This is a genomic window from Streptomyces sp. AC550_RSS872, from assembly GCF_019049285.1.
GTDB lineage: Bacteria > Actinomycetota > Actinomycetes > Streptomycetales > Streptomycetaceae > Streptomyces.
The window spans coordinates 72377-84250 of record NZ_JAGMUL010000114.1 but is presented as its reverse complement, the minus strand read 5'-3'; the positions used below and the strand labels follow the sequence as shown (position 1 = coordinate 84250).

At 72.8% G+C, this 11874-nt stretch carries 11 protein-coding genes; 4 read left to right on the top strand and 7 right to left on the bottom strand.

Translation table 11 applies throughout. The features are described from left to right. Positions 1 to 44 precede the first annotated feature (44 nt). Together KUM44_RS32480 and KUM44_RS32475 are read right to left on the bottom strand one after the other, a co-directional pair. On the bottom strand, positions 45 to 1520 hold the full coding sequence (locus KUM44_RS32480) for a cell wall metabolism sensor histidine kinase WalK (RefSeq protein ID WP_217213331.1): 1476 nt from the start codon (positions 1518 to 1520) through the stop codon (positions 45 to 47). Next, the gene (locus KUM44_RS32475) at positions 1517 to 2206 is read right to left on the bottom strand and encodes a response regulator transcription factor (protein ID WP_217213330.1); all 690 of its coding nucleotides are present in this window, start codon (positions 2204 to 2206) and stop codon (positions 1517 to 1519) included. Before KUM44_RS32475 ends, KUM44_RS32480 begins: the two co-directional genes overlap by 4 nt. A gap of 205 nt (positions 2207 to 2411) precedes the next feature. On the opposite strand from KUM44_RS32475, the gene KUM44_RS32470 reads away from it, so the two are divergent. From KUM44_RS32470 to KUM44_RS32455, 4 genes are all read left to right on the top strand, one after another. Then, positions 2412 to 3698, top strand: coding sequence for a ferric reductase-like transmembrane domain-containing protein (locus KUM44_RS32470; RefSeq protein WP_217213432.1), 1287 nt, complete (start codon positions 2412 to 2414; stop codon positions 3696 to 3698). Between the two features lie 19 nt (positions 3699 to 3717). After that, entirely contained in the window at positions 3718 to 4128 is a 411-nt protein-coding gene (locus tag KUM44_RS32465) for an FMN-binding protein (protein WP_217213329.1), read from the top strand. Positions 4129 to 4150: 22 nt separating this feature from the next. Next, on the top strand, positions 4151 to 4873 hold the full coding sequence (locus KUM44_RS32460) for an FAD:protein FMN transferase (RefSeq protein ID WP_217213431.1): 723 nt from the start codon (positions 4151 to 4153) through the stop codon (positions 4871 to 4873). Between the two features lie 70 nt (positions 4874 to 4943). Beyond that, entirely contained in the window at positions 4944 to 5651 is a 708-nt protein-coding gene (locus KUM44_RS32455; RefSeq protein ID WP_217213328.1) for a DUF2470 domain-containing protein, read from the top strand. Positions 5652 to 5738: 87 nt separating this feature from the next. Here KUM44_RS32455 and KUM44_RS32450 read toward each other — a convergent pair whose 3' ends face one another. The 5 genes from KUM44_RS32450 to KUM44_RS32430 all read right to left on the bottom strand — a co-directional run bounded on the left by KUM44_RS32450 (position 5739) and on the right by KUM44_RS32430 (position 11564). Further along, positions 5739 to 7286, bottom strand: coding sequence for an ABC transporter ATP-binding protein (locus KUM44_RS32450; protein WP_217213327.1), 1548 nt, complete (start codon positions 7284 to 7286; stop codon positions 5739 to 5741). Further along, positions 7283 to 8113, bottom strand: coding sequence for an ABC transporter permease (locus KUM44_RS32445; RefSeq protein WP_217213326.1), 831 nt, complete (start codon positions 8111 to 8113; stop codon positions 7283 to 7285). The genes KUM44_RS32450 and KUM44_RS32445 overlap by 4 nt, the downstream gene beginning before the upstream one ends. Beyond that, positions 8110 to 9063: an ABC transporter permease gene (locus KUM44_RS32440; RefSeq protein WP_217213430.1), complete on the bottom strand. Its 954-nt coding sequence runs from the start codon at positions 9061 to 9063 to the stop codon at positions 8110 to 8112. The genes KUM44_RS32445 and KUM44_RS32440 overlap by 4 nt, the downstream gene beginning before the upstream one ends. Before the next feature lie 116 nt (positions 9064 to 9179). Further along, a complete protein-coding gene (locus KUM44_RS32435) occupies positions 9180 to 10751 on the bottom strand; it encodes an ABC transporter substrate-binding protein (protein ID WP_217213325.1) in 1572 nt (523 codons plus the stop codon). A gap of 15 nt (positions 10752 to 10766) precedes the next feature. Beyond that, entirely contained in the window at positions 10767 to 11564 is a 798-nt protein-coding gene (locus KUM44_RS32430; protein WP_217213429.1) for a bifunctional 2-polyprenyl-6-hydroxyphenol methylase/3-demethylubiquinol 3-O-methyltransferase UbiG, read from the bottom strand. Positions 11565 to 11874: the final 310 nt, after the last annotated feature.

The following is an 11874-nucleotide window of genomic DNA, read 5'->3' as shown; positions in this document are numbered from 1 at the left end:
ATTTCGCCCGCTTTCGACCACGGGCTCCGGGCCGTTGAGAGAGTCTAGACGTGTTGTGTTGCGGGTTCGTGGCCCGGAGGAACCGCGCCCGTCAGCGGAATCGTCACCGTGAACACCGTCGCCCCCGGCTCGCTGGTCAGGTCGATGCGGCCGCCGTGGGCCCGCACCAGTGACTGCGCGACCGCCAGCCCCAGGCCGCTGCCGCCCCGGTCGCGGCTGCGGGCCTTGTCGACGCGGTAGAAGCGGTCGAAGACACGGGCCCGGTCGGCGGGCGGGATGCCGGGGCCGGCGTCCGCGATCCGGGCCTGGGCCGCGCCGTTCACCATCGACACCGCCACCGACACCCGCGTGCCGGCCGGGGTGTGCATCGCCGCGTTGGTGAGCAGGTTGTCCAGGACCTGGCGAATGCGCTGCGGGTCCAGGCTCAGCTTCAGGGAACCGGGGCCGGGGGCCATCGTCAGCGGGTGGTCGGCGTGGGTGACCCGGAACGCGTCCGCCGCCTGCTCGACCAGTTCCACCAGGTCCGCCTCGCGGAGCCGCAGCGGTGCCTCCACCTCGGCGGCGTCCAGGCGGGCGAGCAGCAACAGGTCGTCCAGCAGGAAGCCCATGCGGGCGGCCTCGGCGCGCAGGCGGGCCAGGTGCCTGTCCCGTTCCTCGGGGGCGTTGGCGGCGGCGTACTGGAAGAGGTCGGCGTAGCCCCGTACCGACATCAGCGGGGTACGCAGCTCGTGCGAGGCGTCCGCCACGAAGCGGCGCAGACGCTGTTCCGCCTCCGCGCGCACCGCGAGGGAGTCGTCGATGTGCTCCAGCATGGTGTTGAAGGCGGTGCGCAGCTCTTCGACCTCGGGGCCGCCGCCGCGCGCGTCGTGCCGTACCGGCAGCCGGCCCGAGTCGGTCAGGTCGTGCGAGGTGATGTCGCGGGCGGTGTGCGCCATGTCGCTCAGCGGTTTCAGGCCCCGCCGCAGCAATCCCCGCCCCGCCGCCACGAGGGCCAGCAGCGCGAGCCCGAAGGTGACCGCCTGGATGGTGATCAGCTGGCCGACGGTGTCCTCGATGTCGTCCATGGGTGCGGCGCTGACCAGCACCACGCCGGGCTCGACCTCGCAGGCGCGCATCCGGTACTCGCCCTTGCCCCCGAGGTTCTCGGTGCGCAGGAGTTCCGTGTCGGCGCCGGCCTGCGCCCGGGCCAGTGCGGCGAAGTCGTCGACGTCCGTCGGCAGGTCGCCGGGGTCCTCGGGTCTGCGCAGCACGGGCTTGCCGTCCGACACGTCGTACACGGCGTAGTACCAGCTGAAGTACTTCTTGCCCGTCAGCGTGCCGTAGTCCGCGATGCTCTTGGACTGGGCGATCTGGCCCTGCGCGAGCGTCGTGTCGAGCTGGGCCGACAGGTAGTCGCGCATGTACGTCGTCAGCACGGTGCCCACCACCGCGAACACCACCAGTGACAGCGCGCCGAGGCCCAGCGCCAGCCGGGTCCCGAGCCGCATCCCGCGGTACGCCCGCCGCACCCTGCCGATCACTCCGCCGCCTGCCGGATCACGTACCCGAAGCCCCGGACGGTGTGGATCAGCGGGGTGCCGGTGTCCTCCAGCTTGCGGCGCAGCCGGCTGACGACCAGCTCGACGACGTTCGAGCGGCCGCCGAAGCCGTACTCCCACACATGGTCGAGTATCTGCGCCTTGGTGAGCACGGTCGGCGACTTGCGCATCAGATAGCGCAGCACCTCGTACTCGGTGGGGGTGAGCGTGAGCAGTTTGTCGCCGCGGCGCACCTCGCGGGTGTCCTCGTCCATCGTCAGGTCGGCCACCCGAAGGACGGAACGCTGGAAGCCGGGCCCGGCGCTGCGTCGCAGCACGGTCCGCAGCCGGGCCATCAGCTCCTCCACCGCGAACGGTTTGACCAGGTAGTCGTCGCCGCCCCGGGTCAGCCCGGCCACCCGGTCGGCGACCCCGTCGCGGGCGGTGAGGAACACCACGGGCACCATCGTCCCCGCGCCCCGGAGCCGGTCCAGGACGCCGAAACCGTCCAGATCGGGCAGCATCAGGTCCAGCACCACGATGTCCGGATGGAACTCGGCGGCCAGCCGCAGCGCCTCCTCGCCGGAGTTCGCGGTGATCGCCTGCCAGCCCTCGTAGCGGGCGACCGTCGCGACGAGGTCGGCGATGGGGCGGTCGTCGTCCACGACCAGAAGGCGTACTTTCTCCACCCGTTCATAGTGCGGCACCGGACGCCGCCGCTCGGGTGCGGGTCGGATACCGCGACCACATCGATAAGCACTTGAAAGATCTACGACAGTCTTTTGACAGCTGCGGCCGGACAAGCTCGGTATCCACAGACGAGATCAAGGAGCTGTCGCCGTGACGACGACCGTCCAATCGCCCCCTGCGCCCCCCACGGCGATACGCCCCAGGGTGGTCGCCCGCACGGGCCTGTACGCCCTGCTGGCCGCGAACGTGGCCGTGGTCCTCTACTTCTTCTTCGCCGCCGGCTTCGCCTCGAACACCCTCATCGTGCTCGGCCGCCTCACCGGTCTGTTCGGCGCGCTCCTCATGGCCTTCCAGCTGCTGCTGGTGGCCCGGCTGCCCTGGCTGGACCGCCGGATCGGCATGGACCGGCTGACCTCCTGGCACCGCTGGACCGGCTTCAGCGTCCTGTGGGTCCTCCTCGCGCACGCCGTGTTCATCACCTTCGGCTACGCCGAGTCGTCCTCGCTGGACCCGGTGAACCAGCTGATCGACCTCGCCGAGACGGTCGAGGGCGTGCTGCGCGCGATCGTGGCCCTGGGGATCATCATCGTGATCGGCGTGGTCTCGGCCCGGTTCGCGCGGCGACGGCTGGCGTACGAGACATGGCACTTCATCCACCTGTACACCTACGTCGCGGTGATCCTGGCGTTCACGCACCAGGTCGCGGTCGGTACGTCCTTCACCTCGTCCCCGGCCGCCACGGCGTACTGGTACGCCGTGTGGGGCGTCGCCCTCGCCTCGGTGGTCGTCGGCCGGCTGGTCCTGCCGCTGTGGCGGAACTGGCGCCACCAGCTGCGCGTCTCCGCCGTGGTGGCCGAGTCGGACAACGTGGTCTCCGTCTACGTCACCGGCCGTGACCTGGACAAGCTGCCCGCGCGCGCCGGCCAGTTCTTCCTGTGGCGGTTCCTGACGAAGGACCGCTGGTGGCAGGCCAACCCGTTCTCCCTGTCGGCCGCGCCCGACGGCAACCAACTGCGGCTCACCGCCAAGGCGGCCGGCGCCGGCTCGGCGGGCCTCAGGCACCTGAAGGTCGGCACGCGCGTCTTCGCCGAGGGCCCCTACGGCGCGTTCACCACGATGCACCGCACCCGGCCGGAGGCCGTGCTCATCGCGGGCGGCGTCGGCGTCACCCCCATCCGGGCGCTGCTGGAGGAGCTGCACGGCCACGCGGTCGTGATCTACCGGGTCGCCACGGACCGGGACGCGGTCCTGTACGGCGAGCTGGTCGAGCTCGCCCACGCCAAGGGCGCCGAGCTGCACCTGGTGACCGGCCCGGCCGTCCCCGACAGGCTGGCCCCGGCGGAGCTCACGCGGCTGGTGCCGGACATCACCGACCGGGACGTCTTCCTGTGCGGCCCGCCGCCCATGATGAACGCGCTGATCGGCAGCCTGCGCGAGCTGGGCGTGCCCAAGCAGCAGGTCCACTTCGAACGCTTCAGCCTGGCCGGCTGAGAAGGACGGGAAAGACATCGTGAAGCGAGCAATACCTGTCCTGGTCCTGAGCGCCGTGGGCCTGATCCCGGTCTGGCGCTACGAGCCGTCCCTCGGCACCGCCACCACGGAGGCCGCCGCGCCGGCCTCGACGCCCTCGGCGGCGTCCTCGGCGGCGGCCGGATCGGGCAACACGGTCGTGAAGGGCTCGACCCTGCATACCGAGAAGGGCCCCGTGCAGGTCGAGGTGACCTTCCAGGGTTCCAAGATCTCGGCCGTCAAGATGCTCCAGCAGCCGAACCACCCCCAGACCACGGCCGCGGTACCGAAGCTGATCGCCGCGACCCTGGAGGCCCAGAGCGCCGACATCGACACCGTCTCCGGCGCCACGATCACCAGCGACGGCTACAAGGAGTCCCTCCAGGCCGCCATCGACGCGAAGGGCGCCTGACGTGCACCGCGTCGAGCAGGTGATGGGGTTCCCGGTCTCGCTGCGGGTCGACGACGAGCACATCGGCGAGGAGACGGCCGACGCCGTCTTCGCGTGGCTGCGCGAGGTCGACGCCCGGTTCAGCCCGTTCAAGGCGGACAGCGAGGTCTGCCGGCTGGACCGGGGCGAGCTCGCGCGCGGCGACGTCAGCGCGGACCTCGACGAGGTGCTGGGCGTGTGCGAGGAGTACCGGGTCGCGACCGCCGGCGCCTTCGACGTACGGCTGCCGGGGCGCGGGCTCGACCCGTGCGCGGTGGTCAAGGGCTGGTCGGTGCAGCGAGCGGCCGAGTTGCTGAAGGGCGCGGGAGCGCGGCGCTTCGTCCTCAACGCCGGAGGTGACGTCGTCGCCTCCGGCGGGCCGTGGCGGGTGGGGGTACGGCACCCCGAGCACGCCGACAAGGTGTGCACCGTGGCCGAGCTCACCGACGGGGCGATAGCGACGTCCGCGCGCTACGAACGCGGCGACCACATCATCGACGGCCGCACCGGACGGCCGGCGACCGGACTGCTCTCGCTGAGCGTCGTGGCGTCCTCCCTGACCGTCGCGGACACCGTGGCGACCGCCGCGTTCGCGATGGGCGCGGAGGGCGTCGAGTGGGCGGCCGGGCGGGCGGGCTGCGAGGTGTTCGCGGTGGACGCCGAGCGGCGGGTCCTGCGAACGGAGGGCTTTCCGGTGGCGGCGGCGCGGACGCGGGCGGCGGCGTAACTGACGGGACCGCAGGCGGAAGGCACCCGCCATGAGTTAAGGTTAGGCTTGCCTAACTCGAAAGGTTCCCATGTCTGCTGCCTCCCGCCCTGAGCCGTCGCCCGCCGAGCGTGCCCGCTCGGTGCTGGCGGCGGCCGGTTCGCTGACCGTCACCACGCGCGGCCGTCGCATCGAGCTGATCGGCCTGCACACGGTCGACGCCGCCGCACGGCTGCTCCTGCACAACCCGCCGGACGGCCACCTGGCAGCCGAGCCGGCGCCGGCGTCGCACGGTGACCTCACCGCCCTCGTGGAGTTCACCGACATCGCCCCCGTCGCCGTACGCGAACGGGTACGCGCCCGGCTGACGCTCGGCGGCCGGCTGACCGCCCTCGGCCCGAAGGCCCTGGTGTTCAGTCCGGCCCGGGCGGTGCTCACCGAGGACGACGGCACGACCGTCATCGGCCTCGACGAACTGACGCTCGCCTCTCCCGACCCACTCGCCACGCACGAGGCGGAGATGCTGGCCAGGCTGGACGCGGCCCACGCCGACACGGTGGCCCCGCTCGTCCGGCTGCTCCCCGCCCGGGAGCAGCTCGGCGCGACCGGCGTACGGCCGCTGCGGCTCGACCGGCACGGCCTGGTGCTCCGGCTGGAGAAGCCGGACGCCCACCACGACGTCCGGCTGCCCTTCGCCACCGCCGCCACGCACCCGGGAGAGGCGGTGCGCCAGATCCACGCCCTGCTCGCCGCAGCCACCTCCCGGCCGCGGCGCGGTCGCCTGCCGACCAGGTCCTAGGCGAGGACGCCCCCCCGAAACCGCCGGCCTCCGGGCCACCCGCCGAGGCCTTCCCGTCCCCTCCGCGAACCGCCCGGAGGTCGGCTCTCACAACCGGGTGCCGGTCTCCAGACGCCCCGTCGTCCGCATGAGAGCGATCGTGAACGGGTGCTGAGGGGCCGTCAGAATCCTTTGCGCCGACCCCTGTTCGACGATCTCGCCCGCATCCAGTACGGCGATGCGGTGGGCCGGTCGCGCGGTGTCCAGGTCGTGGGTGATGAGGACGAGGGAGAGGTCGTCCTCCTCGCCGACCAGGCCCGCGAGGACGTCGAGGATGCCCCGCCGGGTGACCGTGTCCAGGCCGGAGGTGACCTCGTCGCAGATCAGCACCCGGGGGCGGGCGAGCAGCGCCCGGGCGAGGGCGGCGCGCTGGAGTTCGCCGCCGGAGAGTTCGCCGGGGCGGCGGTGGGCCAGGCGCTCGGGCAGGCCGAGACGGTTCAGGGTGGCCAACGCCTCGGCCGTGGCCGCCCGTTCGTCGGTGCCGCGCAGGCGTACGGCCGTGCGGGCCACCTGGTGCAGCACGGGCCGGTGTTCGTCGAAGGCGGCGCGGGCGTCCTGGAAGACGTACTGCACGGCGGCGAGCTGGGCTCGGTCGCGGCGGCGGAGGCTGCGGGGCAGGACTCTGCCGTCGAGGAGGATCTCGCCGTCGTGGTCGCCGTGCAGGCCCGCCAGGCAGCGGGCCAGAGTGGTCTTGCCGCTGCCGGAACGGCCGACGACGGCCACGCATTCGCCTGAGTGGAGGGCGAGGTGCGGGGCGCGCAGGACCACGGTCCGGTCGTGTACGGCGGTCAGCTCCCGTACTTCCAGGAGGGGTCGGCCGGACTCGGCGGCCGTCCCGTCCTTGGGTGCCGCGCGCTGTTCGTCGAGCAGTCGGCGGGTCCACTCGTGCCGGGGCGCGGTCCACAGCCGTGCCACCGGGCCCGACTCCACGACCCGGCCCTCGCGCATGACGAGGACCTCGTCGGCGAGCGCGTGGACCACGTCGAGGTCGTGGCTGAGCAGGACGACCGCGATGCCGCGCGCCGCGACGGCGGCCAGCTGCTCGACGATACGGCTCTTGGTCAACGCGTCCTGGCCGGTGGTGGGTTCGTCGGCGACGATGACGCGGGCGCCGAGCAGCAGGGCCTGGGCGAGGACGACACGTTGCTGCTGGCCGCCGGAGAGCTGGTGCGGATAGCGGCGCAACAGAGCTTCGGCGTCCGGGAGCTGGGCATCCTCCAGGGCCCGCAGGACCAGTGCGCGGGCCGCCTTGCGGCGTTCGGCACGGGGCAGGTGGCGGACCTGGGGGCGGGCGATGTCGTCGAGGAGGGCACGGACGCGGCGGGCCGGGTTGAGGACGGCCGCCGGGTGCTGGGGCACATACCCCACCGGACCGTCTCCCGGCGGCCGTACCTCGCCCGTGACCTGCGCGCCGGCCGGATACTCCCCCAGCAGGGCCAGGCCGGTCGTGGTCTTGCCGCTGCCCGAGGCACCGACCAGGGCGGTCACCTTGCCCGGCGGTACGCGCAGGTGCACGCCGTCGACGAGGGCGCGGCCGTCGATCTCGACACGCAGGCCGCGGATCTCGGCGACCGCCGCCTGAGTTGCCCGGCTCACCGGCGTCGTCCCTCCTTCTCCCGGGAGGCCTTCGCCCCCGGCACGGCCTTCTTCTCCAGCGCGGCGTCGAAGAGGAGGTTCGTCCCCATCGTCAGCGCCACGATCAGCAGCGCGGGCACCACCACGGCCCAGGGCTGCACCAGCAGACCGGTGCGGTTGCGGTCGACCATGACCGCCCAGTCGGCGGCGTCCGGCGCGACACCGACCCCGAGGAACGCGGCAGTCGACACCAGGTACAGCACGCCCGTCAGCCGGATCCCGGCGTCGGCGGCGAGGGTGCGCAGCGCCGACCGGCCGACATAGCCGACGGCGATCCGCCACCACGTCTCCCCCTGCATCCGCAGCGCCTCGACGGCGGGCCGTGCCGCTGCCTCCCCCGCCGCCGCCCGCACGATGCGCGCCGCGTCGGGCACGTTCACCAGCGCCACCAGCAGTGCGAGCCCTGCCGCGCCCGGCGAGAACACCGAGGCCACGAGCAGGATCAGCAGCAGCGACGGTACGGCGAGCAGCACGTCCAGCGGCCGCATCAGCAGTTCCTCCAGCCGGCGCACGCGGGTGAGCGCGCTGACGAGCGCGACCGGGACGGCGACGAGATACGCGAGCGCGGTGGCGGCGAGCGCGGTCAGGACGACCGTACGGCCGCCCAGCAGGACCTGGTGCCACACGTCACGGCCCACGAAGTCGGTGCCGAGCCAGTGGCCGCCGCCGAGGGTGAACGAGACGCCCCGGGGGCCGGGATCGCCCACGAACAGCGGCCCGAGCAGGGCGAGGACGAGGGGCACGGCCACGACGGTGAGACCGAGCGCGAAACGGCGGTACGCCGTCATGCGGCCACCCCCGCACGCGGGGTCAGCCGGTGCGCCACCAGGTCGGCCCCGAGGTTGAGCAGCACCGTCAGCACCCCGAACACCACAGCCAGCCCCTGCACGACGGGTACGTCCCGTTCGGCCACGGCGTTGAGCAGGACCGTCCCCAGGCCCGGGATCACGAAGAGCGCCTCCACCACGATCACCCCGCACAGCAACCAGTCGACGGTACGGGCGAGTTGCTGCGCGGCCGGGGCGAGGGCGTTCGGCAGGGCGTGGGCGTAGCGGACCCGGGCGCCGGGGACACCGTAGCGGCGGGCGTGGGCGGCGTAGGGAGAGGCCAGGGCGTCGACCATGCCGGCCCGGACCAGACGGGACAGGGAGCACACCGGTCGGGACAGCAGGACCAGCACCGGCAGGACGAGTGCCGCCGGATGGCCGAGCAGGTCGGTGCCGTAGCCGACCGCCGTCGGCGGCAGCCAGGCCAGTTTCAGGGCGAGGACCGTCACCAGCAGCACCCCGAGGGCGAACTCGGGGACGGCGTACACGGCCAGCGTGACCGAGCTGACCATCCGGTCGACCAGGCCTCCCTCGTGGCGGGCGGCGAGCACGCCGAGGCCGAAGCCGAGCGGGACGAGCAGCGCCAGCGTGAGCGCGGCCAGCAGCAGGGTGGGGCCGAAGCCGTCGGCGATGTACTGGGTGACGGGGCGTCCCGAGGCGAGGGACGTGCCGAAGTCGCCGTGCAGCAGGCCTGCCGCCCAGTCGGCCAGCCGCTCGTACGCCGGACGGTCCAGGTCCATCGCCTCGCGGATGGCGGCGATGCGGGCGGGGTCCGGTTGGTCGCCGGCCAGGGCGACCGCCGCGTCGCCCGGCAGGGCTTCGGTGAGTGCGAAGACCAGGAGCACGACCGCCATGGTTTGGGCTGCGCCGAGTAGCAGGCGCCGGACGACGAAGGAGCGCCCACTCGCCATTGAGCGGCAGGCCGTCGTGCGAGTGCTGCGCCGTCCTGGCTGGTCGCGCCCCGCGGCGGAGCCGCCTATCGACACAGCCCCGCGCCCCTTGGCGGCGCTGCCGCCCAACCGGGTCGTCACGCCAGCCATACCTTGTCGAAGCGCGCCCAGTCCAGGGTGTTGGCGGGAGCCTTTGTCTCAACTCCCTTCACCGTGCGGGCCGTTCCGATGATCCAGTCGGCGAAGCCCCAGATGAGGAAGCCGCCCTCGGTGTACAGACGGCGTTGCATGCGCTCGTAGACGGCGGCCCGTTCGGTCTTGTCGCGGGTGGACTGGGCCTGCTGGTAGAGGGCGTCGAAGTCCTTGTGCTGCCACTTGGTGGCGTTGGTGGTCGAGTCGGTGAGCAGGCGCTGGGAGAGGTGGGCCTCGATGGGCATGGCGCCGGAGCGATAGCAGCACAGGGTGCCGCCGTCGAGGATGTCGCTCCAGTAGGAGTCCTTGCTGCCCATCTTCACGTCGATCGTGACGCCGGCCTTGGCGGCCTGGTCGCGGAAGATGCCGGCGGCCTCGGTGAACCCGGCGGCGACGGCCGAGGTGTCCAGGGTGACCTTGAGCTTCTCGGCGCCGGCCTTCTTCAGCAGGGCGCGGGCCTTGTCGAGGTCCTGCTCGCGCTGCGGCAGGTCGGCGGCGTAGTACTCGTAGCCCTTGCCGAACAGGTCGTTGCCGATCTCGCCGGCGCCGGACAGCGCGCCGTCGACGAGTTCCTTACGGTCGGCGATGAGGAAGAAGGCCTCGCGGACCCGCTTGTCGTCGAACGGCGCCCGGTCGGTCTTCATGCAGAACGCCTGCATGGCGCTGTTGCGCAGCCGCACGATCTCGATCTGGCCTCCGGCCTCGTGGGCGCGGGCGGTGGTCGGGTTGAGTTCGTGGGCGTACTCGACCTGGCCGCCGAGGAGGGCGTTGACGCGGGCGGACTCCTCGTTGGCGACGACGAACTCGATCTCGTCGAGGTGCGGGGCGCCGTCCCAGTAGTCGTCGTTCCGGCGGAAGACGGCAGAGCGGCCCGGGGCGAAGGAGACGAACCGGAAGGGGCCGGAGCCGACCGGCTTCTTGTCGAAGTCGGTGCCGGTGGCGTTCTCGGGGACGATGTACGCGCCGAACGCGGCCAGGATGTTGGGGAATTCGGCGGTGGGCCGCTTGAGGACGAACTCGACGGACCGCTCGCCGGTGGCGCGGCTGGCGTCGAGGTCGACGGGTTCCAGCGACGCCTTGGCGCGGAACGCCTGCTCGGGGTCGGTGATACGGCGGTAGCTGTAGAGGACGTCCTTGGCGGTGACCGGCTTGCCGTCGTGGAACGTGGCCTGACGTAGCGTCACCTGCCAGCGGTCCAAGGTCTTGTTGGGCTCCCACTTCTCGGCGAGGCGGGGCTGGGCGGAGAGGTCGGCGCCGTAGTCGGCGAGCTTGTCGTAGAGCGCCTTGGCGCGGGCGACGTCGGCGAAGAGGTTGGCCAGATGCGGGTCGAGGGTCTCGCTCGCCCCGCCTCCGGCGAACGCGGCGCGCAGCCGTCCGCCGCGCTTGGGAGTGCCGGAGGTGCTCTGCGTCCTGTCGTCCGTGCCGCCTGCGCAGCCGACGAGGGCGAGGGCGGCGGCGCCCGAGGTGGCCGCGAGGAAACCGCGTCGGCGCAGGCCGGGGAAACGTTCGTCGTACATGTCTGGTCCTTGGTGTCAGAGGGTGTGCAGGCGGGCGACGAGGTGCAGCCGGTCCGCGTCGGTGGTGGTGCCGGGCAACTCGCCCTCCCGCCACGGAGGTTCAGTGCGTGGCCCGGGCCCGTCGTGCAGTTCGAGCACCTCGAAGCCGTGCGCGGCGAGGAAGTGGCGCAGCTCCTGCGGGAACAGCAGCCGCCAGGCGGAGCGCTGTTCGACGGGTGGCGATCCGTCGTCGGCGGTCCATACGCGGGTACGGCGCAGGAGTTGGGCGGTGCGGTCGACGGTCAGAGTGGTGCGGGACCGGTAGGCGGTGCCCTGCCAGGTGAAGGAGTTGACCTTCGGGCTGTCCAGGAGGTCCGTACGACCCAGGAAGTACGCCCCGTTGCGCATCTCCGCGACCAGCAGCCCGCCCGCTGTGAGGGCCTCGCGGCAGGAGGTGAGGAAGCCGTCGAGCTGGTCGTTGGTGTGGCAGTACAGCAGGGAGCTGTCCAGGCAGACGACCGCGTCGAAGGCGCCCCCGCCCAGGTCGCCCGGGGCGAAACCGTGCAGGTCGGCCCGGACGTAGGTGGGCCCCGGGTGGTGGACGCGGGCGTGCTCCAGCATCGCCTCGGACAGGTCGGCGCCGGTCACCGCCCGGCCGGCGGAATGCAGGTGAGCGGCGTCGCGGCCGGTACCGCAGCCCATGTCCAGGACCCGCGTCCCGGCACCATGGCGGCGCAGACAGTCCTCGGCCCAGCGCCCGGCAAGGCGGTCGGGGTCGGGGAAGCGGGCCTCGTAGAGGGCGGGGTTGTCGGTGAGAAGGTTCCGGCTGCCCACGGGGGCGCCGACGCCGAGACCGCCCGTCGTTTCGCTCCCGCCCGCAGGCCGGCTCCCTGATCCCGGCCCGGCCTCGGAGTCCGCGACGGCACCGTCCGCCTCCCGGCCGGTCGACGTCAGGTTCCCGCCGCGCCCCTCGCCGGTCGACGAGCCGGCCGTCGCGATCGACTCGCCGCCTCCGACCGCACCGGCCCCGCCCGGCTCCCGGAGGTCGGACTCGGCGACACCGGCCCCGCTGGACTCCCGGCCACCGGCCCTGGCGACACCGGCCCCTTGACCGCCGCCCGCCCGCTCGGTGAGCAAGCCCCGC

Bases quoted from the DNA above. Each gene is read 5' to 3' on its own strand.
- KUM44_RS32445 (WP_217213326.1), bottom strand. From the start codon at position 8,113: ATGACGGCGTACCGCCGTTTCGCGCTCGGTCTCACCGTCGTGGCCGTG.
- KUM44_RS32460 (WP_217213431.1), top strand. From the start codon at position 4,151: ATGGGGTTCCCGGTCTCGCTGCGGGTCGACGACGAGCACATCGGCGAG.
- KUM44_RS32435 (WP_217213325.1), bottom strand. From the start codon at position 10,751: ATGTACGACGAACGTTTCCCCGGCCTGCGCCGACGCGGTTTCCTCGCG.
- KUM44_RS32440 (WP_217213430.1), bottom strand. From the start codon at position 9,063: ATGGCGAGTGGGCGCTCCTTCGTCGTCCGGCGCCTGCTACTCGGCGCA.
- KUM44_RS32455 (WP_217213328.1), top strand. From the start codon at position 4,944: ATGTCTGCTGCCTCCCGCCCTGAGCCGTCGCCCGCCGAGCGTGCCCGC.